Raw genomic sequence first — 24,569 nt, 5'->3', positions numbered from 1 at the left:
CTGCAAGTGTCTTCGGCGTAACCTTCTTAGTCAAATTGATGTAATGCTCGAACTGGCTAAGCACCGTTCGCATAAGAGTGTCGATCCCCGGGTCGGTGGACTCTTCTTCGGGCATCTCCAGGACATTAACCTCGTAAAACGAGTCGTTTGCCAAATATTCAACAACTTCCGCTCGCATGATGCCTTCGACCTGAACACGAATGGTTCCGTTCGGCAACTTCATCATCTTCCTCGCCTTGGCAATAATCCCGACGCGATATATGTCGTCAGTAGCCGGGTCTTCAATATCTGCTTCAGTTTGGGAGCACAGCAAAATCATGCTGTCTTCAACCATAGCCTTCTCTAACGCCCGGACCGAGTTCTCGCGGCCGACATCCAGATGTAGCACCATGCCGGGGTACACGGTCAACCCCCTTAAAGGTAAGAGCGGCAGTTGTCGCATTTTTTGCTTACTGGGTACCTGCATATCCTTTTCCTCCCTCACAATCTTATTTGAGTTTTCCTCAGAATAAATTACTTTTAATGCCCTAGGCACATGATTAGGTCTGTACCCATCAAGATTTTTATCATTATTTATTTTCCTTGCATTATTCAAAGATATCCACCCTCCCCTTTTACATGTGATTTATTGCACTCCACCGGTGGTTTCCATCCTTGAGTGCTCACCACAGGCAGGATTGGAATATAGACCTTCACAACGGAATCCCGCTCTACATTCATTCCTTCGAACATGTGATATTCCGCGAACCATTGCCGCTCTTCATCCAGCCAATAGTTACCGTTGGTCGCAATCCAACGATGTATCTTATCCAGAACACCGGTTAACAACCCGTATGTCTTAGTAACACAGCAAGCATAAGAACCCGCCCCTATGCCCTTTACTTCAAGTCCATCCAACACCGGAGCTCCCGGCTCAGCTTTGAGGATCCCGTTTTCCCACCAGTATTCTTCAGTTTCTTCAAAGCCGTAATGATAAGAAATATAATATGTTCCTCCGCCAGCCTGCCAATTTCCGCCAGCCCCTCTCTCGTACCAATTGATCAATCGTCGTTCGGCAACCTTTTGAGCCTCGGCTCCATATCCCCGATAGAAGAAAGCCTTTGACTCCGTCAGCTCAACGACTTCGATCGGTTCGTTATGGAGACTTCGCTGCACGGGAAGATACAGGTTCATCCTCGTTACCTTCCTGTTGTACGCAATAAACTCCTCAATGTATTGATGCGTGCCAATGTCAAATGTACTTTTCGGCAACCATTCTGACAATAGCCGATCCCATCCGTCCTGTATCGTCTTTGGGGATAATGCGGCGACTTTTCTTACCGCATACAGCCCTCCAGTGAACGGCTCCTCGGTTAACGTACTATTAACCATGCATTCCTCTGCAGCCTCAATCAGCACTCGGTAACCATACCGGGGCTTGCCGTCTTCTTCCTGAAGATCCACATTGTAGCCAAAAACACGTACTTTGTTGTTCCTAGCAGTTTCACTTACACCGAGTTTTTCGAAAACAGTCCGGAATGCCTCATTTTCCATTCCTTCTTCATGGTTAGAGATGTGCAAATAGGTATACATCTTGTCAGGCAGGAACCGGATCACTTTGACGTCGGGGAAGAGCTCAGCTTGTTCCTTATCTTCCTTGTAGGTAATTTGCTCGTATAGACGGATCGGCTCGAAGCTGAAGAACAGTTCGGCGTTGCGATAGGTGGCCGGAGTTAAACCGACGATCTTCTTGAACACCTTGGCAAAAGAATGGTAAGACTCAAATCCGCTGTCCCAAGCGAGCTCCTCCACTTTACGTTTAGAGTATCTCAGGTGATTGGCTGCAACGCTTATTCTTCTTTTGCGAATGTAATCTTTTACAGGATGTCCGGTAAGCGCGTAGAACACCCGATACAATTGGGCGACCGATGTATAAGCCTCTTCCGCAATGCTGGAGAGATCAAGCTCCTCGTCCAAATGCTCTTCAATATAGTCGATCGCCCTTTGCACGGACTCCACGTAGCTCATACTTTTCACCTGCTGTCCATTTCGTCTTGGTTATTATTATAGCAAAGGAGATCGTATCCAATATGTTCAAAATTATCAGAAAGTCTCATCTAGATTTTATGTTTTCAAAAAAGTAAAGACTGCCCTTTTCATGGCAGCCTTCAATTGATGTTTATTGAACTACGGGTTCCCGTTACTTTAATGAGACGGTACAAGCAAAGCAATCAATCCAGTGGCAACTCCATAAATATCTCCGCGATGTTATTGTCACTATATTTGGGTATCTCATAAAAACCGCTCTCCCGTTTCTATAATGAAATAGGGACAGTTGCCGACGACGAACTGCTCCCCTGTGTGAATGAACTATCGTGCCCTTTAGGACGGCACAATTCATTCAGGATTATGCACCTATGTTTGTGTCGCCGGACAATTGGTCACTTCATAATTAGGAGGGAACCTGAAATAAACACAGAATAAAATAAAGAAAAATGCTAAAAGGGTGAAAAAATGTCTAATTTCTACTTTCCCTCTTCTGAAACAAAAGATGGATGGAGAACTCTTGTACATAACGATGACATATCAAGTCTAGGCATAGATTTGGAAGCAACTCGGGAGTTCGTCGATTGGAACATGGAGATCCAATCAGTACCGCCTGCAAGACAATCGCCCCTATCGGTATTAGTAATCAAAGATGGTTGGATAGTTAGCGAAAGATATGATCGTCCCGAAACAAAATATACACCAACCTGGACAGCTTCTATGGGTAAGACTATGACGGCATGTATGGTCAGTAAATGGATTGAGGACTCAAGTGGTGGACGTATACCTATAAAGATAAATCTTGAGAGTCCTGTTTACGATATTAGGTATTTACCCGAGGGCTTTCCTTTGTCTGATCCCCGGAAAAACCTTATTACTTTTACTCACATTCTAAATCACACTTCGGGGTTAAGGCCTTCACCTGAGGTATTTCAGGGCGAAAATTTTTTATTCGTTCCATATACGGTAGGACATTGTGAGCACTATCCCGATTCAATGCAGCTTTATTCTGAACCAGGAATAAAATTTGGATATAGCAATGTAGGATATAACCATCTCGCAGTTATTTCGCCACATCTTACAGGTGTCCAATTACATACAAGTATTGAGAATCATTTATTTTCTCCTATTGGAATAGAGAAAACATCTTGGTACTCAGGTGGACCTAGTTATTTATGGGGAGAGAAAATTTATCAACCTTCATGTGCAGGTCCTGACATGACATCTCGGGATCTTGCAAGGTTTGCCTATTTACTGCTTAGGAACGGCAAATGGGAAGATCAACAGATTGTCGCTTCGTGGTACTTAGATGAAATGAAAAAAGTCAGTTGGGTTCAGCTCGATTATGGTCTTGGTTTACGTTCAAACACGAATGGAAGTCTCTCGACATCATTGCCTAAAGATGCCTTTGTTCTTTCAGGTGCTGGATTAAATGTAGCAATGGTAGTTCCAAGCTGGGATTTAATAGTGATAAGAATGAGTCAGGTGCACAGTTTCAATAGCAAGAAGTTTCTAGGGGAGTTTCTTGAAAAGAGTAAATCAATAATAAGAGGGCTCAACGACGGATAACGATAGTTGAATCACACTAAGCCACACGCTCCCGCCGAAATAACAAAACCTCCGAGTTTTGCCGCTAGTGCGGCAAGCCGGAGGTTTTGTTTATTATTTGATCCCGAATCGAACGAAGGAATCCACGATTTGCCGCTGAAGCAAGAGGTAGAGGAGGAGAATCGGCAAGCAGGAGATCGTTGTTCCCGCCATCAGCGAGCCCCACATGTTGGTGTCGGAGTTGACGAACAGCTTTAATCCGATCTGCAGGGGGGCATGCTCCATCTTCTTCGTGATCAGCATCGGCCATAAGTATTCGTTCCAGCCGTGGATGAACTGAAGGATGCCCAGGGACACTACCATGGATTTGATGTTGGGCAAGATGAGCCGGGTTAAGATGCCGAAGTCGCTTTGGCCGTCGATGCATGCCGCTTCGATCAGCACCTTAGGGAACTGCTTGAAGCTCTGGTACAGCGACAGGATGGCGAAGGTGGAGACCGCGAACGGCAGCACAATACCCAGCGTCGTTTCATTCATGCCCAATTGATTGACGAGCACATAGTTCGGGATCATCACCGACTGGAAAGGAATGAGCCATGTCAGGCTGAGCATGGAGAAGATGAAAAGCTGGCCCCGGAATCTCCAACGCACCAGGGCATAGGCGGCCAACAGTCCGGTCGCGAGTTGGAACGACGACATCAGAATCGCGACGCTGAACGAGTTGAACATCATGCGGACGATCGGCATTTCCTTGAAGACGTACGTGTAGTTGCTCCAAGTCGGCTGCATCGGCACGAAGGAGGCCGTGAAGATCTCCGACTCGTTCTTGAACGAGGAGATAATCATCCAGTAGAGCGGGAAGATCGCGATCACGCACATGATGGCCAGCAAGCCATGCTGGAGCAGCGTGAACGCCCGGGAGGGTCGCTTCATGGGGGTTCCTCCTTTCGGATTAGTTGTCGTAAAACGCGAATTTGCGGGTCAATCCGTTCAGCCCAAGGGCGATGATCCCGAAGACGATGAAGAAGACCACGGCGGACGCCGAGCTGAGGCCGACGTTCATATTCGAGAAGCCGAACTTGTACATTTCATAATAAATGTTGGTCGAAGAGCCGTAGGGGCCGCCGGTGGTCAATATGTCGATATAGGCGAACGTCCATTGACTGGAGAACAGCAGGCTCATGGTGAACATGAACAGAATCATCGGAGACAAGAGCGGGACCGTGATGCGCGCGAACAGCTGGAACCGCCCGGCGCCGTCCAGGGAGGCCGCTTCGTAATACTCCTGATTCAGACTCGTTAGAGCGGACGAGAAAATGATCGTGCTGAACCCGACCATTTTCCACCCTGTAATGAACAAGATGATCCACTTGGCGAAATGAGGGTCGGAGAAATACGCGATCGGGTTCTGGATCACCCCCAGCTTGAGCAGACCCAAATTCACCAGTCCGTTCGTGGGGTGGAAGAGCCAGCGCCAAATGGCGCTCACCGAGACCGGGGCCAGAATCATCGGAATGAAGAATAACGCCCGATACAAATTTTTGACCCGCTCGTTCATCCGATGCGTCGCGTTGGAGAGCAAGATCGGGATGACGATGGAGAAGGGCAGCAGCCCGAGCGTGTAGAACACCGTGTTCCCGATGGACCCGGCGAAGCTTTTGTTCTGGAACAATCGGATGAAGTTGTCCACGCCCACGTAGACCGGCACCGTCCCCGGCACCATGCTCCATCGGTGGAAAGCGAGGTAGAACGTCTGCAGAAGCGGCTTGTACATCCAGAGGCCGAGCAGCAGCAAGGCAGGCAGCAGGTACAGGTACGGCTTAAGCCTGGCGAAGCGTTGGGCCGACCACCGCGGTTTCACCTTCACTCTCTCCGCTTTCCCCATGAAGGGGGGCGCGACCTTATTGTCAATAACTTGGCTCATGGTGTTTCCTCTCTTATTTCAGCATCGCGTTGATTTCGTCTTGGGCTTTCGTCAGCGTCTTGCCGACATCCTCGTTCGAGATAACCGACTTCACGATCGCGTCGGAGAAGGCGGTGGTGATCTCGGTCGCGTAATCGCCTGGCCAGATGGCGACAGGCTGGATGCGCTTCAGCTGCTCCAGGTTGATCTTGTACAGCGGATTCTGATCCACGAACGGCTTCAGGTAGTTCGGGTCGTCGGCCAGTCCGGTGCGCAGCGGCAAGTACCCGACCTTAGTCGTAATGATCGTATAGCCGCGGTCTCCGGTGACGAACTTGACGAATTCCCAGACGGCCGCGTTTTTCGTCGGGCTGTCCGGACGGACGGCGAGCATGCTGCCGGAATTGACCGGGACGGATGGCTTGTCGCCGAACTGCGGGAATGCCGCGCCATACAGCTCCCAGCCTCCTGTTTCCGACGCTTTCTTGAATCCGCTGTGAAGCGCCGTCGAAGTAATGAACATCCCCAGGTTGCCAGCCATGAATTGCTCCGTCAGCTCGCTGTCATTGCCTACGGCATGCGCTCCGTTCTGGTACAGGTCTTTCCACATCTCGATCGCTTTCACCGACTGCGGCCCGGCGAACGCGACCTTCTTCCGATCCTTGGTCAGCACCTCTCCGCCGTTGCTCAGGATCAAGCCTTCCGTAACCCAGCCGTTGTTCGGACCGAGAGCGAAGCCGGCTTTCCCGGTCGCCGCTTTGATTTTGAGCGAAGCGGCTTTGATTTGCTCCCATGTTTGCGGAGGCTTCGTTGGGTCAAGGCCGGCGTCCTTGAACAGCTTGCCGTTCATGAACACGATCGGGGTGCTGAAGGTAAAGGCCAGGCCGTACATTTTGCCGTCAATTTTGCCCAGCTCCAGGGCGTTCGGAGAGATCCCCTTGAAATGGGCGTCCAGCTCTTCCTTGGGGAACACGTCCTCATAGGCTTTGAACCCTAGCGTTTTCCGGGACGTATCAAGTGTGCTGAAGCCGTGTTGAACGATGTCCACCGGTTTGCCGGCGGAGATGTCCGCTTTGAATTGCTGGAGCGTTGCATCGGGCACTCCTTCCACGACCACTCCTTTTTGCTTGCCGACCGTATCGTTGAACTCCTGGATCAATTGCTCCATGCCGGCTTTCATAGTAGGATAGGCCAGGCTGTAGGAATAAAAGGTGATTTTGGTCGGTTTGCTCGGGTCCAGGAGCGCGAGCTTCTCCGGGGCCTTCGACTCAGGCGAAGCGGCGACGCCACATCCGCTCAGTCCGATGGCCGCAACCAGGGTCAGCAGCAGGCCGGCTTTTCTGTTCTTGCCCTCCATACAAAAGTTCCTCCTCGTTTTTCGGGTCATCCTCAGGTTGGCGATCCTGGTAGCGGCTACTCCAGGCAATACGCTTGAATCTTTTGTCTAGTGGCGGTGTCAATGCTGAATTCGGCATCCAAGTAACGGTCAAAGGCGCCGTAGGCTTGGGTAATGCTGTTCATCGCCGCATCGAGGTACCGCTCTTGCAGGCGCATCGCTTCCTGGAAATGGAGCAAATCGTCGGCCGCCATATAACGGGCCGCCATTTCGAACATCAGATCATGATAGACCACGAGGGTCGTATTCGACAGCAAATAGTCTTCCATGACGGTTTCATACGGAACGCCGAGCGTGAGCAGAATGAGCATGCTGCCTACCCCGGTGCGATCCCGGCCGCCGGCGCAGTGCTGGACGAGCGGCAAGTGGCGCTCCGGCTCGCGGAGCATCTGCATCAGCTGCTTATAGGACGCGTTGCTGAGCGGCATATCCGAGTACATCTTCAGCAGCATGTCTGCGGTGAACACCCGGTGCAGGCCGTTCTTGAACAAGTCCTCCATGGACAGGTGCGGGTGGGCATCGGCGGCCGGATTGACCGGGATGCGGGTGTTGACGGCTTGCCCGATGGCCGGGTCCGGCTTGAGTTCGGCCTCGGCCTTGTTGCGGTAGTCCAGGACGTTCTTGAAGCTGATAGCGTTCAACTGCCGGTGATCTTCGGCGGTGAGGCCGGTCAGCTCGGCGGCGCGGAACAACAGGCCGTGCTTGACGGTTCTTCCGTCGGCTGTGCGGAGTCCGCCCAGATCGCGGAAGTTGACTGCGCCCTCCAGGGGCAGCAGGCAAGGAGGCATTAAAGTAGTCATGAAGCTGTAGTCCTTTCTAGGATTAGTGTTGGGCGGCCATGAGCGACATCTGGAAGCGGGCGATTTCGGCGTTGCTGTCCGGCAGGATGACGGTTTGGACGGAGACGCCGTCGGGATGTACGGATACGATGTTGTAGCTGCAGAAATGATACATCCGGAAATGATCTTTATCGACGATCTCGCCGGCGAATGCCGTTCCCGATGCGGCGACGCTCAGGACGCCTTGGTAGCGCCCTACGTTGTGGGAGTGAACGTGGCCGGCCATGATGCCGACGACATCCGACTGCCGCAGCCGCTGACCGATCGCTTCCATGTTGGCGAGCAAATGATCGGGGCTCATCCCGCCCACATGCAGCAGCGGGTGATGAATGCCGACAATCGTGCCGAGCGGAGCCGTCGTGCTCAGCTGCTCGTCCAGCCAGGCGAGCTGCGCTTCGTCGAGTTCGCCGCTGTGCTTGCCGGGAGTTTGGGAATTCAGGCCGATGAGGCGCAGACCGTCAATCGTGACGGAGTAATAGTACGCTTCTTCCGAAGGCGTCTCGCCGAGGTAGCCTTGACGGAAGGCCGAGCGATGATCGTGATTGCCCAGAACGACATATACGGGCGCTCCCACTAGCGCGGAGCATTCGTCCAGCACGGTGCGGATGTAGGCATAATCCTCGGCGTTGCCCTCGTGCGACAAGTCTCCGGTGATCAGGACAAAGGAAGGAGCAAGGCCGGATTGCTGAACATGGGCGAACACTTGCTTCACTTTGTCGGCAAACCGATGCTTGACGAAGGGGCCTTCCGTGTGCGGTGCATTCATATGGGTGTCGGTGAGATGAATAAACTTAACTTGTTTCATAAGGGTGCGCCTCCATAGGTTCGATTTTAAGTTCAAGTTTACAAGCCGAATAAACTTGTATACAAGAATTGTGCATCTTGTATGTAAAAGCTGTATAAACCCGACGTGAAGGTTTTGTAAAAAAATAAAAAGACTTCCCATGCACAACACATGGGAAGTCTTCTTTTCACGCTTTTATAGGGTCACGCTTCGCAGCAGCATTTCTCTGGCATTCCACTTGGACTCCAGGATCGCTTGCTTCGCAGCCTTGAAATTGCCATCCCTCAGGAGACGCAAAATGTCCGCATACAGCTTCTTCCCCGTATAAGGGCGATTCGAGCCTTTGAGGGAGCGGTGGGCCACTACGAAGAACAGCAGTTTGTCCTTGTACGCTTGGAACGTCTGCAGGATCGCTCGGTTGTCGATCGCCTCGAGGATCGTTTGCATGAACAACAGGCCGTTCTCATAGTAGTCCCGGTATTTTTTATGCTCGCTGGCCTCGATGAGCTGATTCAGGAAGAGCTGCATCCGGTCCAGATCGATTTCGTACTGCTGTTGTTCGGCGACATCCAGGGAGAAGAAGTACAAGGCGGTCATCAAGTCGAATATGTCATACAGCTCCTTGATGTCGATTGCCTTGACGAGAATGCCGCGCTTCTTCAGCGTTTCGACATACCCTTCCTTCTCCAACTGGGCGATGGCGGATCGGACAGGCGTCCGGCTCATGTTCAGGCCGTTCGCCAACTCGCTCTCGGAGAGCAGATGGCCCGGCAAATACTCGGCATTCAGCAATTTCTGGCGTATATCCTGGTAAGCAATCTCGACAAGCGGCATTTCGGACATGTGGGCAGAACTCCTTTATAACGTCCAACGGAAGGGTCCTAATGAATTGTTATCAGTATAGCGTGTTTGTCCCATGTGGGCAATACGAACCCTTCTCGAAGCGGAATTTAACCGTCTTCGTGATGAGGTCTCTAAGTTTCGCGAAGAAGTCAACAGATTGCGTAATGAAGGACAAGCGCAAAATAAAGGACAAAACGTTCAAAATAATGGGGGGCAAGCCGATCTAAAGATAAACAAGTAGTAGGAGCGTGAATAAACCACCCTTTGGACATAGGAGTAGTTATTTACGCTCCTCACTCTGATTCAAGGGATTTATCCATGTCGCGAAACACGTAACCAGACGGAATCTTCATTAAGTTGAATTCTTTCCAAATCGGTACGTCCGAAACCATCGCCCCAAATCGGCCATTCCGTCTCAGAGAATACGAATTTGTCCGTTATTCCCGGGACAAAAAGCGATAACCGATACCCGGCTCTGTAACGATAAATTTGGGCTGGGTGGAGTCTTCTTCCAGCTTTTTACGCAGGTGTCCGATATACACCCGCAAGTAGTGGCTGTCGGTCTCATTATGTTGACTTCCCCACACTTGCTGGAGCAGCTGCCGCTGAGTTACGACCTTCCCGGCATTGGAAGCCAGGATTTTCAGAAGGTCATATTCCGTCGGCGTCAGCTTGACCCGTTCACCGTTCAATTCTACGATTCGCTGGGCCAGATCGATCGTCAGTTCTCCGAACTGGAGGATGGGCTCGTTTATCGATTTGGCCACATGCCGAAGCGCCACACGAATTCTGGCGACCAGTTCTCCCATACCGAATGGTTTCGTCACGTAATCGTCGGCACCGCTGTCGAGCGCCACAATTTTATCTTCCTCCCGATCCTTTGCCGTCAGTATGATGATCGGCACGCTAGACCAATCCCGAATGCGACTGAGCACATCCAGGCCGGAAATGTCCGGCAACCCGAGATCAAGCACAATTAAATCCGGAACGATCAAGGAAGCTTGGCGCACGCCTTCCTCGCCTGTGGACGCTTCGTGAATCTCAAACTTATGCGCCTGTAAGGTGACTTTCAAAAGTTTGCGAATCTGAGGCTCGTCATCGACAATCAGAATGCGTGGACCGTGCTCATTCATGTTCATAACCCTCCGATCCTTTTTCGTCTGGCGTGAGAAGCTGTCTGCTCTGTTCGTTCATGGGAAGCGTAATCGTAATTACGGTCCCTTGAGGTTGATTCGGCTTGGCTGAAATCGTCCCGCCATGAAGCTCCAGGATCCCTTTGCATATCGCAAGTCCCAATCCCGTTCCGGTGACATGTGCAGTTGAGGTTGAACGATAAAACTTTTCAAATATCCGATTGTACTCGTCGGCTTCGAGTCCAATCCCTTGATCGGCGACGGAGAGGATTAATTTGTCATCTTCAGTCGATACGGAGATAACGATTTCACTATGATCCGAACTATACTTAATTGCGTTGCTCACCACATTCACCAACACTTGCTCCAGCAATACTTCATCCCCCTGTACCATAGGGACATATCCCGGAAGTTGTACCCACAGCTTACGATGCTGCTGAAAGTCCTTGACTTGAGCTAACGCGACACCGATCAAATCCTCCACGTCGCACCAATTTTTCCTCAGACGCAGCATACCGCTTTCCAACTGCACCATGCCGAGCAGGTTTTTCACCAATCGATTCATTCGCAAGGCACCGTCCCGGATCGTGGAGAGCAACTCCATACGATCCTCCGAAGAGAAAATGTGTTCGCCTTCGATCAGGCCGGTGACCGATCCGATAATGGTCGCCAAAGGAGTACGCAGCTCATGGGAGACGGAATCCAATATTGCGGTACGAAGCCGTTCAGATTCTGCGGTTAAATGAGCGATTTTGGCTTTCTCCGCCAATTCGATGCGAACGATTGCGCTTGCCGCCAAACCCGCGAGGGCTTCCAGTAGCCGTTGTTGTTCGGTAGAGAATTCTCCGTTCCATTCTTTCAGATTGACCGCTAGAACCCCATATATTTGATCCTCGGATCTGAGCGGAACATAATAACCCGGAGATTCTCTCAATGTATGGGATCCTTTTCCGGCGGGTTCGCCGTGTTCGTATACCCAATTGGCTATGACCTTTTCGCTATCACCTTCACCCCAATCGGTGTGGACAGCGGACCGGTGGGTGAGTATTAGCCGGTTGTCGTCATTCGGCATATAAACAGCGATCTCCGTGCCGATTGAATGCGATATTTGCCGGGAGACGTTATCCAGCAAGGAATGAATGTCTGTGATGGCACTTATTTGCCGGCTTAGCGCGTAGAGTGCAGCCGTATGCGCTTCTCTTTGTTTGGAGTAGTGAAGCTGCTGCTTTAGTCTCGCCGCCAAGCTGGCCGTCAACGCGGCTACCGCCAAATACACACCGAATGAAATCAAATAGCGCAAGTCCGCAACCGTAAAGCTTAATACCGGAGGAACGAAGTAGAAATCGAACGCCAACACACCTAAGACCGCGGCGTAGAAGGCGGGGAGGATTCCCCAATAGACCGCACTCAACAGCACCGGAAATAAATAAATAAGCGCGATATTGACCAAATCGAAAGCAAGTCCAAACGGATGCAAGGCTGCAGTCAGCAATGCGACCAGCACCGTAATGCTTGCATAAGGTATCCACGGCAAACTTAAGACCTTCGGCTTGCTCACAACGTATCACTTCCTGCTTCTCCGTATTGCGGTCCATATTATTATAGGCTACCGTCCTTGAAACAGAAATTCCGTATCTAATGTACTGTAAAAAAGCGATAAAATAAACCGCCAAAGGTGTAAAAATTCCATAAAAATGATTGAAAATGCGTAAAACCGCGAGCATTCGCGAGGAAAACGGAGATCATTCGACAAGGTGACGCTGTTCCCTTCGTTTATTTCCCGATTTCAATGGATATGCAAAGCGTCTCGCTTTACACCATCGAAAGCGGGGAGTAAGATACATTCGATGAATGGAATCATTTTTCATTCTATAACGCTGAATTTCCGACAAGGAAAACGGGGGAACCAAACGCGGACCGGGGCTTGTGTGAGAGCAAGCTGACCGGAACCGAATGGGGTGAATCCTTTCGCCGCGCATGGGCGGAAGGTAGGGCGACTCTCACCGCCCGAATCCGACAGCTAACCTCGTAAGCGTATCGGGAGAGGCAACGATCGATCGTCATTCGGAAGACACGGTTTATTTTGCTGTGCCTGAAGAAGCCGCGAGAGGAGTTCTTCTCCAATCGTAGGCTTCTTTTTTGTTGCCTTCTCTTCTAATGATCGGGAGGAGAATGTCATGGATAAGCAGCAAGAAGTTATTCTCGTATCGGCTCTCAATAAAGCCGGCGAAGCGTTTATTCGTCAATTGATGATCCACGGGCTGCATTTCGCGGCAATGGCCAACAACAAAAGAGAGAAAGGAAGACTGGAGGAACTTGGAGTAAGGAAAATAATCATGGTGGATAGTACGGAAGAAAATAGATGGATCTTGCCGGAATATCCCATAGGGAAAGTGTTCTTGTTCGAAAAAAGCTTGAACCTGAGTTGCCGGTATATCCGATTATGCAGAAAATGGACCTCGAAACCCATCTATTTGATTACACGTTCGGGCAACTCGCGGTTGATCTACAAAGCTCTCGGAGCCAGCTACGTCATTCATACAAACAGCGACGATGTGTCGTTTTTGATCCAATCCTTGGTCGGATGAGGACGTTGATGAAACATTTTTGGGAGGGATTGAAATGTTGGATCTGTATATGATTTTGATCCTTGCGGGGACCTATGTCTTGTTCTCCGGCTTCTTGACTTGGTGCGGCAAGGTCATCGAGGAGACGGGGGTAGAACGCGAATGATCGTCGTATTTGCATTTACCGTGTTTATTTTTCTTTACTTGGTCTACGCGTTGATTAACCCGGAGAAGTTTTAACGGATCCGTATAAGGGAGGATATCGTTTATCATGGGCGTTTTGCAGATTGTCGTCGTGATCTTGCTTCTGGTACTTTTGGTCAAACCGTTAGGTACTTATTTGTACAATGTATTTCGCAATGAATCGAACGGCACCGACAAATTTTTCATATGGGCCGAAAAACCGATCTTTGCCCTGATCGGGTTGAAGGAACGCAAGGGCATGACCTGGAAAACATACGGCCTCAGCTTTCTATTAACCAATATTGTGCTGGTGGCTGTCAGTTACTTCATCTTAAGAACGCAGAAATTATTACCGTTCAATCCGAACGGGATCGATAACATGGAGCAGACGCTGACGCTCAATACGGTCATCAGCTTTATGACCAACACGAACTTGCAGCATTACAGCGGGGAAACGGGTTTGTCTTATTTTTCCCAGATGGCCGTTATCATGATGATGATGTTCACTTCCGCCGCGACCGGCTTATGCGTCGCCATCGCGTTCGTCAGAGGGATCACGAGCAAAGGACAAACGATCGGGAACTTCTTCGAGGATATCGTCAAGGCCCATACGCGGGTCTTTTTACCGCTCGCCTTTGTCGGCACGATGATTCTGGTTGCTTTCCAGGTTCCGCAAACGCTCAAACCGACGCTGTCCGTAACGGGCCTCGAAGGCCAGGAGCAGAAAATCGCCATCGGGCCGGTTGCTTCCTTAGAAGCCATCAAGCATATTGGCACGAACGGCGGCGGATTCTTCGGCGCAAACTCGGCCCATCCATTTGAAAATCCGAATGGGTTTACGAACGTGTTGGAAATATTGTACATGTGGATGATTGCTGCGGCGCTGCCTTACACATTCGGTTTGTTCGCCAAAAGCCGTAAGCAGGGATGGGTTATTTTCTCGGCGATGATGATCGTGTTCGTCCTATTCTTGTCTTCCGTTTATGTGTCCGAGTCCAATGGCAATCCGGTGATGAATAGACTGGGCATCGACGCCTCTCAAGGCAGCATGGAAGGAAAAGAAGTGCGATTTGGCATCCCGCAATCCGCTTTGTTCACGACCGTAACGACTGCGGCTACGACAGGTACGGTCAATAATATGCACGATACACTGACACCGCTCGGCGGTATAACGCCGCTCGCACTAATGATGCTGAACTGCGTGTTCGGGGGAAAAGGCGTCGGCCTGGTCAATATGCTGATGTACGCGATCTTGGCCGTGTTCTTATGCGGTTTGATGGTTGGACGAACGCCGGAGTTTTTGGGACGCAAAATCGAAGCGCGCGAAATGAAGCTGATTGCGATCACGATTTTGATCCACCCCTTCATCATTCTCGCTCCAACCGCGATTGCTCTCGTTTCGGAACTTGGCACAGTAGCCATTACGAATCCAAGCTTCCACGGCATTTCACAAGTGTTATATGAATACACGTCCTCCGCAGCCAACAACGGCTCGGGCTTCGAGGGACTCGGCGACAATACGCCGTTCTGGAATATTACAACGGGGCTCGTCATGATATTCGGGCGTTACATGTCGATGATTGCGCTTCTGGCGGTCACCGGATCTCTCGTACGCAAGCAATGGGTTCCGGAGACGATCGGTACGTTCCGTACGGATAACGGTTTGTTTGTCGGAATCCTGGTAGGGATCGTGTTGATTATCGGGGCGCTGACGTTTTTGCCGGCGATCGTGCTGGGGCCAATTGCCGAACATTTGACGATTCGTTGATAAAAAAGGTGGACTGCGAACATGAGTACGAATAGAAAGAAATTGTTAGCCGGCGACATGATCAGGAATGCCGTCAAAGATAGCTTCGTCAAACTGAATCCGGTCACCATGATGAAAAATCCGGTCATGTTCGTCGTCGAGGTAGGGACGTTCACCGTGCTATTGATGACCGTATTTCCGGATTACTTTGGGACAGAAGAAAGCATAGGCTTTAATTTGACCGTTTTTCTGATCTTGCTATTTACCGTGCTATTCGCCAACTTCGCGGAAGCTTTGGCGGAGGGGCGTGGAAAGGCGCAAGCGGATTCCCTCAAGAAGACGAAGAAAGAGATTACAGCGAACAAAGTCGTAAACGGCGGGATCAAACAAGTTCCGTCTACCGACCTTCGCAAAGGAGATATCGTCGTCGTTTCGCGAGGCGAAATGATTCCCGGCGACGGCGAGGTGATCGAAGGCTTAGCTTCCGTTGATGAATCGGCGATTACGGGGGAATCGGCGCCGGTGATCAAGGAAGCCGGAGGCGACTTCAGCTCCGTAACGGGAGGGACTCGCGTCGTAAGCGATAGGATCAAAGTGAAGATTACGAGCGATCCCGGGGAGTCGTTTATCGATCGGATGATCGCTTTGGTCGAAGGGGCGAAAAGGCAGAAGACGCCGAACGAAATTGCTCTTAATACGCTACTTACAAGCTTGACGCTTATTTTCATGATCGTCGTCGTTACGCTCGCTCCGATTGCGAAATTTTTGGAAATCGAGCTGTCCATCCCGGTCCTGATTTCCTTGCTCGTCTGCTTGATCCCGACGACGATAGGCGGATTGTTGTCCGCGATCGGGATTGCGGGCATGGACCGCGTAACGCAGTTCAATGTGCTCGCTATGTCCGGTAAAGCGGTGGAAGCGTCCGGCGACATCAACACAATGATTTTGGACAAAACGGGTACGATCACGTTCGGTAACCGAATGGCAAGCCAATTTATCCCTGTAGGTTCCCAAAATGTGGAGACCGTGGCAACATGGGCGGCGGTCAGCTCCGTGAAAGACGAAACGCCGGAAGGTCGTTCGGTCCTGGAACTGCTGAAGAAGCAAGGACTCTCTCTAAACGAATCGATCACGATTGGCGGCGAATTCATCGAATTCAAGGCCGAAACCCGTATGAGCGGAATCGATTTGAAGGATGGCCGAAAGGTGCGCAAGGGTGCGGTCGATGCCGTGAAAAAGTGGGTGGAAGCCCAAGGCGGGTCCATTCCGGCGGATTTGGAGCAAAAGGGCAATGCGATAGCCAAAGAAGGCGGTACGCCTCTCGCCGTTGCGGTAGACAATACCATTTTCGGGTTGATTTATTTGAAGGATACGGTCAAACCGGGGATGCGGGAACGGTTTGATCAGCTTCGCCAAATGGGGATCAAAACGATCATGTGTACCGGCGATAACCCGCTCACGGCGGCTACGATTGCCCTTGAAGCCGGTGTGGACGATTTTATCGCGGAGAGCAAACCGGAGGATAAGATCGCCGTCATTCGCAAAGAGCAGGCGGAAGGCAAGCTCGTAGCGATGACGGGAGACGGTACGAACGATGCCCCGGCGCTGGCTCAAGCAGATGTTGGTCTCGCAATGAACAGCGGGACGGTGGCGGCGAAAGAAGCGGCCAACATGATCGATTTGGATTCTGATCCGTCGAAGATCATCGAAGTCGTGGCGATCGGCAAGCAGCTGCTCATGACGCGCGGCGCCTTGACGACGTTCAGTATCGCCAACGACGTGGCCAAATATTTCGCCATTATCCCGGCGATGTTCACGCTGGCCATTCCGGAAATGGAAGTCTTGAACGTCATGAAGCTCGGCTCGCCTCTGTCGTCCATTTTGTCTGCTCTCATCTTTAACGCAATCATTATCCCGCTGCTCATCCCGCTTGCCATGAAAGGTGTGGCATATAAGCCGATGAGCTCGACGAAGCTGTTGCAGCGCAATATTTTCGTTTATGGTTTCGGCGGAATCGTCGTTCCGTTCGTCGGAATCAAGCTAATCGACCTTGTTGTTCATTTGTGGATTTAACTAGAAAGAATGTGAGGTATGTAAGGGATGAAACAATCGGCTAAGATCGGACAGGAGACGGCCCGTCTGTCTCTGGGAGTTGTCATACGGATCAGTTTGGTATTTATCGTGCTCTGTGGCATTGTTTATCCTCTTGCATGTACGGGCATAGCCCAGGTGCTATTCCCGGGTAATGCAAACGGAAGCTTGATCGAGAACATAAATGGCGAAGTTGTAGGTTCGGAGCTGATCGGCCAGAAGTTCACGGATCCGAAATATTTCCACGGTCGTGTTTCGAGCATCGATTACAAGGCGGAGGCGTCGGGATCGAACAACTTTGCGCCTTCCAACCCGGATATGTTGAAACGGACGGAGGAATCGATCGAAGAGTGGAAAAAGAACAACCCGGACGTTCCCGTTAGCCAGCTTCCGATCGACCTGATCACGAACTCCGGTTCCGGGCTTGATCCGCACATTACGCCGGAATCGGCGAAGGTGCAAGTCAATCGCATCAGCAAGCTGACTGGACTTTCCGCAGATCAGTTGAACAAGCTGATCGAAGCGAATACCGACGGGAGGGATCTCGGTCTATTCGGCGAACCCCGGGTCAATGTGCTGAAGCTGAATTTGGCTTTGAATGGGGTGCTCGGCAAATAACAATGTTTGAAGAAAATGTCGGGATGAAGCATCGAATTCTTCCCGACATTTTCTAATTCAAGGTCCGGACTATGAGATTGCGAATTCAAGGGTGAGGTTCCATGATGAGTTTCAGAAGAAGGACACCGGAAGAAATATTGCTATCCATCTCCAAGCTCCATCGCGGTCGGTTGAAAGTATATATCGGTGCCGTGAGTGGTACGGGGAAAACCTACCATATGCTGCGAGAAGGGCAAACACTCCGCGATCAAGGGATCGATGTCGTCATTTGCGCAGTATCTACGTTGCAGCGACCGGAGACAGTGGAACAGATCGGGGGGCTGGAGCGAGTCCCGAGTATACATTGGCGGAAGGACGACCAAGAAAGGAAAGATCTCAACCTCGACGCACTGATCGAACGAAACCCCGAAGTCGTTCTCGTCGACGGATTGGCGCACCAAAACCGGGACGACGCCCGGTTCCCGACCCGACTCGAGGATATCCGGTTTTTGTTAAGCCGCGGCATTAGCGTCATCACGACCGTAAACGTTTACGAGCTTGAAGATGTTCGTGTGATCGCCAATAAACTCACTGGAATCAAAGTTGCCGAAACGGTGCCCACGGACACGCTGGAGATGGCGGATGAAGTGGTGCTGATCGATGTGACCCCGGAAACGATATTGAACCGGGTTGCGGAAGGAACGTTGCGCGGGCAAAGCTCCGAGATGTTGAAACGCGGTAATTTGGCGGTGCTGCGCGAGTTATCGTTGCGTTTGGTTGCCGAAGGGGTCAACGATTCGCTGGAAAAATACCGCGAGGAACTTGGTCTGGTCGGTCCATCCGGTGCCGCGGAACGGATTCTAGTGTCTACGCAATATCATTGGAATGGCTCGATCTACGTACGCAGAGGTCAACAAATCGCCAAAAGACTGAATGGGGATATGCGTGTCGTAACGTTCGTAAATCCCAAAAAACAACTCACCAATGAAGCGGCCGCATTTAAAGGTTCCATCATAAAGCTGGTCGAGCGAATCGGAGCGGAATTCGAAGAGCTTCCACTCGATTCAAGACGATCTTTACCTGGCGTCCTTGTCCGATACGCTCTGAATAACAATGTGACCCGCATTGTGCTTGGTCATTCCAAGCAGAGCAGGTGGCAAGAATTTTGGCAAGGTTCTATCGTGCATGACATGCTGAAGAAGACACGTAATGTCGATATTTTCGTCGTAGCCGACCGGGCGGAGCACGAGGGGGAGCGCATCTTGCCGGCCAAAATGTCCAGTCCGGAGGAAGACGTCGATTTGTTCCGCCGTTTAAGCTCGCAACAATTGAATCAAAAAATTATGCAAATCAAGCGGGGACGATTCAAAGTGTACATCGGCGCTGCCCCCGGAGTTGGAAAAACCTATACGATGCTGCGGGAAGGCAACGACCTGTTGAAAAAAGGAATTCAAGTATGCGTCGGTTTGCTGGAGACGCACGGCCGCAAAGAAACAATGGATCAAGTAGGCGCACTTGAAGTATTGCCGCGAAAGGTGATCGATTACAGAGGAACCCGATTGGAAGAAATGGATACGAACGAAATGATCCGGCGCAACCCGGAGGTCGTCTTGATCGACGAGCTTGCGCATACCAACGTTCCTGGCTGCAAATACAAGAAACGATATGAAGACGTCCTCGAAGTGTTGGCTGCCGGCATATCGGTCATTACGACAGTCAATGTTCAGCATCTGGAGAGCTTGAACGATTCGGTCGAACAAATTACAGGCGTACGAGTCCGAGAGACAGTGCCGGATCACATATTGAGATTGGCGGACGAAGTGCAGCTGATTGATGTGACTCCTCAGTCATTGCAGCAGCGGATGAAGGAAGGCAAAATATACGCGATGGAAAAAGTGCATCAAGCACTGAACAACTTCTTCAAAACCGGCAATTTAATCGCGCTTCGGGAATTGGCCCTGCGGGAAATTGCCGATGATGTCGACGAAAGACTCGAGGCATGGGAACGCAGCAGCTCTCTTAGAGGCCCGTGGCGACGCAAAGAAGTGATCTATGTATGCGTAGACTGCATGCAGTATGCCGAACGACTTATTCGCAGAGGATTTCGGATCGCCTATCGATTGAAAGCCGTTTGGTACGTGACGTACGTTCAAGTTATGAATACCGCTCAATCTTCGGTATCGGCAGAACGGCTTGAAGCTCTGAAGAAGTTGACGGAGAGATTGGGAGGGATTTTTGAAATCCAAAATGCGAGAATAACGCGAGAGATTTCAAACGTTCTTGTCGGCAAAGCCACGGAATATGGAGCTACACAAATGATTGTGGGACAAACGAAATCATCCATATGGAAAGTGCTATGGCAAGGGTCTATTGTGAAGAAGCTGCTTCGCTCCGCACGTCATATGGATGTGCTAGTTGTTGCTACCTACGATCCGATCAATCAAGTGGTAGAGACGGATGATTAATCTGAACTGGTTTCGGGGACTGGAGCTCGTATTGTGTCGAGAGATCAGTGTGAACAACCGATCAAATTGCCCCGCCAATAAATTCAGAGCCCTTGCTTTCCAAGGGCTCCATCCATTTCAGATTCGACTAGTAATCTGTTGCGATAGTTAATGGGTTGCTAAGCTCCTTCAACCATATCTCGTTTGTGATATCCAAAATAGCCAATAACCATCATGGCGATACTAATCACTGTCATCGTAATAAAGGTTGCTGCATCAAACGGATCTACCGGTATCCGAGGAATCCAACTTTGTACGGCTGTTTTCGAGAACCATTCCGGTAAGTCCAAAATGCCGCCAAAATAGTTTAAGACAAAAGAATAGCCAAGGTAAACATAAACCGCTTTGCCTAATCTTGGTACCCAGCCTAAAGCCAAAGCGCCAAGTCCGATAAAGATCAACACGGAAGGCAGGAAGTTATAGCCTGCGGCGAAAAAATCCCCCATATTTATGGGCGAGCCGTCACCCAATGCGGAAATGGCCGTCCCGCCAAGTCCGCCTGCAGCCAGCAAAATGCCAACGATTCCGGCAACGACGGCTAAAATGACACTCGTCCAATAGAGCTGAGCCCGTGTCACTTTTGTAGCATAAAGCTGGCTAAAATGCAGCCGCGTTTCTTCCGAGAAAAGTTTGTTCACGATCGCAATCGGCAAAATGGAAACCAATCCGATCATGACCATCATAATGGTCCCGGTGAAGGCTTCTTCGATGGAAACGCCGGATATCGTAAACATTTGACTCATCATTTCATTGCTTTCAAGGAAAGTCTGCATATCTCCATAAATCGAACCATAGGCTGCTCCCATGATGACGAAAGCAATCATCCAACTGATCATTACGCCTTTGTTCAGCTTGATGAACAGACCGGGTACGGATAGCAAGGATTTTTTCGCCGACTCTGGGCCTTCTCTTTCAGGCAAATAACCGGCACCCATATCCCGACCGCCTTCAAGGGCAAAAGCAATGACCACGACAATGACGCTGAAGACGACAGCCAAAATCAGGGGGACCCAATTGTTTTCCGTAAAGGGATAAGTCAGATAAGTCCAACCCATCGGATTGATCATGGAGAAATCAACATTCGACACATCCGTACCGGCGCGAAAAATATAAAGTAACCCAACGATCCCAAGCGATGAACCCGTTGCACCGGATGATGTTGGCATAATCTGCGCCATAACTAATGCGATCACTGCTCCCAAGATTCCGGCCATCCCGATGGATGCGCCAAACAAAAAGGATCCTTCGACCGAAATCGTAACTACGCCATAGCTAGTCATAATTCCGCCAATAACGAGCGCTAATAAAATATTGATCATGACGACTTCGGCAATCACCGCAAGCGAATTGGCTTGACGGCCTACTTGAAAGGAGCGGACGAGTTCAGTAAGCCCGAGATCTTCTTCTTTGCGAGTATGGCTTACCACATGCAAAGCAGCGATTATCATCGCAAACAAACCGCTGAATAACAACATTTCGTGCGCATACATCGCACCTAAAGTATAATCCGTTGCGGTCTCAATCGGCGTAGGTCCAACCATGGAAATCATGGCAGGGTTCTGCAAGGTTTCATACATTCCCTGCAAACCTTGCCCCTTGCCGATTTCTTCAAAAGCCGGAACAAAAGCGGCCGAAAACAAGCCTAAACCAAAAACCCAGATGATGATTTTTTTCCAATCACGTTTCAGATATTGGACGAGTAGCACACGCGAACGTGCAAATTTTTCTTGCATCCTAATCACCTCCGTTTCCGCTCTTAGACTTCATAATGACGCATGAATAAGTCTTCCAGCGTTGGCGGCACGGACTCAAACTTCTTGACGCCCAATTTTGACGCTTCGGACAAAATATCGTTGATAAATTCGTTATCCGCGGAGAATGTCGCTTGATTGCCGGATTGCTTGAAATCATGGACACCATTAACGGATGCCATCTTAGCCACATTGCCTAGCGTTACCATAGTTACTGTAGAACGGGTTAAGTGACGCAGCTCATCCAATGTCCCCGTTTCAACCACTTTGCCTTGGCGAATGATAACCACTTTATCGGCCAGTCGTTCCACTTCGCTCAAAATATGAGAGGATAGCAAGATGGCTTTTCCCGCAAGCTTGATTTTTTCGACCTCATCCTGGAAGACGGCTTCCATCAACGGATCGAGGCCGGAAGTCGGTTCGTCGAAAATATACAAATCGGAGTCAACGGATAAAGCCGCGATCAAGCCGACTTTTTGCCGATTTCCTTTGGAGTAGCCTTTGGCTTTCTTCTTAGGATCCAATTCAAACCGTTTAATCAAATAGTCGCGTTTATTTTTGTCTCCGCCGCCATGCAATTTCATAAATAAATCAATGATTTCGCCGCCTGTTAAGCTGCCCCAAAGAGCCACGTCCCCAGGAACATAAGAAATTCGTTTATGAATCTCAAGGCTATCCTTCCATACATCTTTGCCGAAGATTTTCGCATCTCCGGCATCCCGATGGATGATTCCGAGCAACGTACGAATCGTTGTTGACTTCCCAGCGCCATTTGGCCCGATAAAGCCGACAACTTCCCCGGCATTTATCGAAAATGAAACATCATGCAACGCTTTGAACTTCCCGAACTTCTTTTGCAAGCCTCGTACTTTCACAATTTCTGTCATGGCACTAAAACTCCTTCTTGACCAGTTTTAGTAACGTGCTTTCCAGTTTAAAGCAAAGCCTCATTGTAAAAAAAAATAACGAACTGTATTAATGATTGTAGTTCGTATATTCTTAAATTTTAGCTTTGTTTTAAACCAAAGTTCATTTACAAATTCAGTTATATACCCTTTTATCGGTTTAGTCAATTAAAAAAACTTTAGTTTAGAACTGTTGTTTGTTTGATAATTCATAACTATCGCTGTATAATAAATAAGAAGGAAAAATATGAACTAAATCTTCCTGAAAATATTTTTTTAGTCATAATAGTTAGAAAGCAGGAATAAGGAATGAATGGTTTTGAAAAGAGAACGCATGGGAAGAAAAATCAAGTTCTAGAAGCAACTTTTAACTTGATGAATACCGATGCCGGCATAGAAAATGTAACGGTGGATGAGATTGCTAGACATTCCAATGTCGGTAAAACGACGATTTTTAAGTATTTTGGGAGCAAAGAAAACCTGATCCATGAGGTTTTTAAGTATTTTTTAACACAAATGGGGGAAACGGCCCGAGAAATCATGGCCGAAAATAGACCTTTCGAAGAAACGCTCATTGCCATGAGTCAGAATAAGATTCATTATCTGGAAAAAATCAATAAGCGGTTTTACTTGGAGTTGATGGATTATTTTACGAAGAAGGATGATGAAGGTTTATCTTTGATGATGCGGCAATACGCGGAGTCAAGCTTTAGTCTTATGCTGGATTTATTCCACCGCGGGCGTAAAGAAGGCAAGGTTGATCTGAAATATTCGGATGAGTTTCTTTTGGTTTATTTCCAAGCGCTTGTTGAAGGGATCTCCAGCCCGCACATCTACCCCAAAATACTCCCTTATACCGCCCAGTGGACAGAATTGATGATTAAAGGTATTGCGCCAAGTAAATAAATGGTGTGGTAATGTCGGCGCTTATGTAACTAAGGGTCTGACGGATAGATTAGTGACCTGATCGTCGGTACTTTACAATATTAGCTACCTCATATTACAATGAAAACGAAATTCATATCGGTGTGATTCGGAGGAGCCTGCCATTTAGGGGCTCCTTTTTGTCTTTTTGCACAGTTGGGGGTGGAATGGAAGTATTTTAGAAAGATCAGGGCAAAATACCGTCAACTTATCACGTAACGGGAGGATTTATGGCACAGCAAGCCATTTTTTGAATGTCTTGTGTTTGCTGATAACCGCTGATCAGAAGACTCATTTCGTCCAAGAGCGAGTGCGGGTCCGGAACCTCAAAGGCAGTACTGTAATACAGAAGCTTTCCTGTTGTGTCTGTCATAAACAGGGTATCCTTGCCTGAAGGAACGGTAATGACCGATAAACGATCCGCAGGAAGTCCAGGTGCAATCGAGAGATGCTGCCATCCGTTCGCTCCTGAAATGGCGGCATAGACACGTTCCCCCCCCCGCCAATGTCCAACTCCGTCTCATCGGCCGTCAATTCAAATAACTTTATGGGGGCGTCCGATGTCTCCTCTCTCAACGAAGTTACGCTGATGCCGTCCATAGTACCCATGTGGCCTTCCCCGATTCCATGCCCCATGACTCCCATATTCATACTGGGAGGATGAATGGAAGCCCGGGCGAGCATATAAATACTGCCTCCACCCAGCACGAGTAAAGCGATGATGCCGTAGAGCATTACTTTCAACCGTATGCGCATAGCAGCCGTTCCCCCTTTTCAGCCCCTGACCGATATCATTGTTTGGATTTTCGCCCAGGTCATATTGATAATC

At 49.7% G+C, this 24,569-nt stretch carries 21 protein-coding genes and 1 riboswitch; of the genes, 8 read left to right on the top strand and 13 right to left on the bottom strand.

Annotation, left to right across the window (positions count from 1 at the left end; genetic code table 11):
- Window positions 1–466 (bottom strand): LON peptidase substrate-binding domain-containing protein (locus FE783_RS34100; RefSeq protein ID WP_202916310.1); only part of this gene is annotated, 466 nt, incomplete at its 3' end.
- A gap of 125 nt (window positions 467–591) precedes the next feature.
- A complete protein-coding gene (locus FE783_RS34095) occupies window positions 592–2,007 on the bottom strand; it encodes a helix-turn-helix domain-containing protein (protein WP_138883871.1) in 1,416 nt (471 codons plus the stop codon).
- A gap of 486 nt (window positions 2,008–2,493) precedes the next feature.
- Here FE783_RS34095 and FE783_RS34090 point away from each other — a divergent pair, with 486 nt between their 5' ends.
- Window positions 2,494–3,594 (top strand): serine hydrolase domain-containing protein, encoded by a 1,101-nt coding sequence (locus FE783_RS34090; protein ID WP_138883870.1) that lies wholly within the window; start codon window positions 2,494–2,496, stop codon window positions 3,592–3,594.
- Between the two features lie 93 nt (window positions 3,595–3,687).
- On the opposite strand, the gene FE783_RS34085 is transcribed toward FE783_RS34090, so the two are convergent.
- The 8 genes from FE783_RS34085 to FE783_RS34050 all read right to left on the bottom strand — a co-directional run bounded on the left by FE783_RS34085 (window position 3,688) and on the right by FE783_RS34050 (window position 12,029).
- The gene (locus tag FE783_RS34085; protein ID WP_138883869.1) at window positions 3,688–4,506 is read right to left on the bottom strand and encodes a carbohydrate ABC transporter permease; all 819 of its coding nucleotides are present in this window, start codon (window positions 4,504–4,506) and stop codon (window positions 3,688–3,690) included.
- A gap of 19 nt (window positions 4,507–4,525) precedes the next feature.
- Window positions 4,526–5,497, bottom strand: coding sequence for a carbohydrate ABC transporter permease (locus tag FE783_RS34080; protein WP_138883868.1), 972 nt, complete (start codon window positions 5,495–5,497; stop codon window positions 4,526–4,528).
- A 13-nt stretch (window positions 5,498–5,510) separates the two neighbouring features.
- On the bottom strand, window positions 5,511–6,833 hold the full coding sequence (locus tag FE783_RS34075) for an ABC transporter substrate-binding protein (RefSeq protein WP_238403353.1): 1,323 nt from the start codon (window positions 6,831–6,833) through the stop codon (window positions 5,511–5,513).
- 56 nt (window positions 6,834–6,889) lie between these two features.
- Complete coding sequence (locus tag FE783_RS34070; protein ID WP_138883866.1) at window positions 6,890–7,672, bottom strand: tyrosine-protein phosphatase; 783 nt, start codon at window positions 7,670–7,672, stop codon at window positions 6,890–6,892.
- A 22-nt stretch (window positions 7,673–7,694) separates the two neighbouring features.
- The gene (locus FE783_RS34065) at window positions 7,695–8,516 is read right to left on the bottom strand and encodes a metallophosphoesterase family protein (RefSeq protein ID WP_158302181.1); all 822 of its coding nucleotides are present in this window, start codon (window positions 8,514–8,516) and stop codon (window positions 7,695–7,697) included.
- A 174-nt stretch (window positions 8,517–8,690) separates the two neighbouring features.
- Window positions 8,691–9,338 carry a GntR family transcriptional regulator gene (locus FE783_RS34060; RefSeq protein ID WP_138883864.1) on the bottom strand — a complete coding sequence of 216 codons (648 nt, stop codon included), beginning with the start codon at window positions 9,336–9,338 and terminating at the stop codon, window positions 8,691–8,693.
- Between the two features lie 437 nt (window positions 9,339–9,775).
- Window positions 9,776–10,477 carry a response regulator gene (locus FE783_RS34055; RefSeq protein ID WP_138883863.1) on the bottom strand — a complete coding sequence of 234 codons (702 nt, stop codon included), beginning with the start codon at window positions 10,475–10,477 and terminating at the stop codon, window positions 9,776–9,778.
- Entirely contained in the window at window positions 10,464–12,029 is a 1,566-nt protein-coding gene (locus FE783_RS34050) for an ATP-binding protein (protein ID WP_138883862.1), read from the bottom strand. Before FE783_RS34050 ends, FE783_RS34055 begins: the two co-directional genes overlap by 14 nt.
- Window positions 12,030–12,336: 307 nt before the next feature.
- Window positions 12,337–12,522, top strand: a riboswitch (cyclic di-AMP (ydaO/yuaA leader).
- Between the two features lie 126 nt (window positions 12,523–12,648).
- Here FE783_RS34050 and FE783_RS34045 point away from each other — a divergent pair.
- From FE783_RS34045 to FE783_RS34020, 6 genes are all read left to right on the top strand, one after another.
- Window positions 12,649–13,059 (top strand): hypothetical protein, encoded by a 411-nt coding sequence (locus tag FE783_RS34045; protein ID WP_138883861.1) that lies wholly within the window; start codon window positions 12,649–12,651, stop codon window positions 13,057–13,059.
- A gap of 141 nt (window positions 13,060–13,200) precedes the next feature.
- Window positions 13,201–13,278, top strand: coding sequence for a K(+)-transporting ATPase subunit F (gene kdpF, locus FE783_RS39070; protein ID WP_420799793.1), 78 nt, complete (start codon window positions 13,201–13,203; stop codon window positions 13,276–13,278).
- 31 nt (window positions 13,279–13,309) lie between these two features.
- A complete protein-coding gene (gene kdpA, locus FE783_RS34035) occupies window positions 13,310–14,989 on the top strand; it encodes a potassium-transporting ATPase subunit KdpA (RefSeq protein WP_138883859.1) in 1,680 nt (559 codons plus the stop codon).
- Between the two features lie 21 nt (window positions 14,990–15,010).
- Complete coding sequence (gene kdpB / locus FE783_RS34030; RefSeq protein WP_138883858.1) at window positions 15,011–17,041, top strand: potassium-transporting ATPase subunit KdpB; 2,031 nt, start codon at window positions 15,011–15,013, stop codon at window positions 17,039–17,041.
- A 27-nt stretch (window positions 17,042–17,068) separates the two neighbouring features.
- Window positions 17,069–17,677 (top strand): potassium-transporting ATPase subunit KdpC, encoded by a 609-nt coding sequence (kdpC, locus tag FE783_RS34025; protein WP_138883857.1) that lies wholly within the window; start codon window positions 17,069–17,071, stop codon window positions 17,675–17,677.
- A gap of 101 nt (window positions 17,678–17,778) precedes the next feature.
- Window positions 17,779–20,121 carry a histidine kinase gene (locus FE783_RS34020; protein ID WP_138883856.1) on the top strand — a complete coding sequence of 781 codons (2,343 nt, stop codon included), beginning with the start codon at window positions 17,779–17,781 and terminating at the stop codon, window positions 20,119–20,121.
- A gap of 158 nt (window positions 20,122–20,279) precedes the next feature.
- Here the strand turns inward: FE783_RS34020 and FE783_RS34015 are convergent, their stop codons facing one another.
- Entirely contained in the window at window positions 20,280–21,893 is a 1,614-nt protein-coding gene (locus tag FE783_RS34015) for an ABC transporter permease (protein ID WP_138883855.1), read from the bottom strand.
- Window positions 21,894–21,916: 23 nt separating this feature from the next.
- Entirely contained in the window at window positions 21,917–22,798 is an 882-nt protein-coding gene (locus FE783_RS34010) for an ABC transporter ATP-binding protein (RefSeq protein ID WP_138883854.1), read from the bottom strand.
- A gap of 327 nt (window positions 22,799–23,125) precedes the next feature.
- On the opposite strand from FE783_RS34010, the gene FE783_RS34005 reads away from it, so the two are divergent.
- On the top strand, window positions 23,126–23,722 hold the full coding sequence (locus tag FE783_RS34005; protein WP_138883853.1) for a TetR/AcrR family transcriptional regulator: 597 nt from the start codon (window positions 23,126–23,128) through the stop codon (window positions 23,720–23,722).
- Between the two features lie 387 nt (window positions 23,723–24,109).
- On the opposite strand, the gene FE783_RS34000 is transcribed toward FE783_RS34005, so the two are convergent.
- Window positions 24,110–24,496, bottom strand: a complete 387-nt coding sequence (locus tag FE783_RS34000) for a hypothetical protein (protein WP_138883852.1) — start codon at window positions 24,494–24,496, stop codon at window positions 24,110–24,112.
- Window positions 24,497–24,569: the final 73 nt, after the last annotated feature.

Source organism: Paenibacillus mesophilus (assembly GCF_005938385.1).
GTDB classification, from domain to species: domain Bacteria; phylum Bacillota; class Bacilli; order Paenibacillales; family NBRC-103111; genus Paenibacillus_AB; species Paenibacillus_AB mesophilus.
The sequence above is the reverse complement of the archived record's forward strand: the minus strand, read 5'-3'. Positions and strand labels throughout refer to the sequence as shown.

Excerpts from the sequence above, each read along its gene's own strand:
- FE783_RS34005 (WP_138883853.1), top strand. The coding sequence starts at position 23,126 with ATGAATGGTTTTGAAAAGAGAACGCATGGGAAGAAAAATCAAGTTCTA.
- kdpC (WP_138883857.1), top strand. The coding sequence starts at position 17,069 with ATGAAACAATCGGCTAAGATCGGACAGGAGACGGCCCGTCTGTCTCTG.
- FE783_RS34020 (WP_138883856.1), top strand. The coding sequence starts at position 17,779 with ATGATGAGTTTCAGAAGAAGGACACCGGAAGAAATATTGCTATCCATC.
- FE783_RS34010 (WP_138883854.1), bottom strand. The coding sequence starts at position 22,798 with ATGACAGAAATTGTGAAAGTACGAGGCTTGCAAAAGAAGTTCGGGAAG.
- FE783_RS34060 (WP_138883864.1), bottom strand. The coding sequence starts at position 9,338 with ATGTCCGAAATGCCGCTTGTCGAGATTGCTTACCAGGATATACGCCAG.
- FE783_RS34085 (WP_138883869.1), bottom strand. The coding sequence starts at position 4,506 with ATGAAGCGACCCTCCCGGGCGTTCACGCTGCTCCAGCATGGCTTGCTG.
- FE783_RS34090 (WP_138883870.1), top strand. The coding sequence starts at position 2,494 with ATGTCTAATTTCTACTTTCCCTCTTCTGAAACAAAAGATGGATGGAGA.
- kdpF (WP_420799793.1), top strand. The coding sequence starts at position 13,201 with ATGATCGTCGTATTTGCATTTACCGTGTTTATTTTTCTTTACTTGGTC.
- kdpA (WP_138883859.1), top strand. The coding sequence starts at position 13,310 with ATGGGCGTTTTGCAGATTGTCGTCGTGATCTTGCTTCTGGTACTTTTG.
- FE783_RS34095 (WP_138883871.1), bottom strand. The coding sequence starts at position 2,007 with ATGAGCTACGTGGAGTCCGTGCAAAGGGCGATCGACTATATTGAAGAG.
- FE783_RS34000 (WP_138883852.1), bottom strand. The coding sequence starts at position 24,496 with ATGCGCATACGGTTGAAAGTAATGCTCTACGGCATCATCGCTTTACTC.
- FE783_RS34055 (WP_138883863.1), bottom strand. The coding sequence starts at position 10,477 with ATGAACATGAATGAGCACGGTCCACGCATTCTGATTGTCGATGACGAG.
- FE783_RS34080 (WP_138883868.1), bottom strand. The coding sequence starts at position 5,497 with ATGAGCCAAGTTATTGACAATAAGGTCGCGCCCCCCTTCATGGGGAAA.
- FE783_RS34065 (WP_158302181.1), bottom strand. The coding sequence starts at position 8,516 with ATGAAACAAGTTAAGTTTATTCATCTCACCGACACCCATATGAATGCA.
- FE783_RS34045 (WP_138883861.1), top strand. The coding sequence starts at position 12,649 with ATGGATAAGCAGCAAGAAGTTATTCTCGTATCGGCTCTCAATAAAGCC.
- FE783_RS34070 (WP_138883866.1), bottom strand. The coding sequence starts at position 7,672 with ATGACTACTTTAATGCCTCCTTGCCTGCTGCCCCTGGAGGGCGCAGTC.
- kdpB (WP_138883858.1), top strand. The coding sequence starts at position 15,011 with ATGAGTACGAATAGAAAGAAATTGTTAGCCGGCGACATGATCAGGAAT.
- FE783_RS34015 (WP_138883855.1), bottom strand. The coding sequence starts at position 21,893 with ATGCAAGAAAAATTTGCACGTTCGCGTGTGCTACTCGTCCAATATCTG.
- FE783_RS34075 (WP_238403353.1), bottom strand. The coding sequence starts at position 6,833 with ATGGAGGGCAAGAACAGAAAAGCCGGCCTGCTGCTGACCCTGGTTGCG.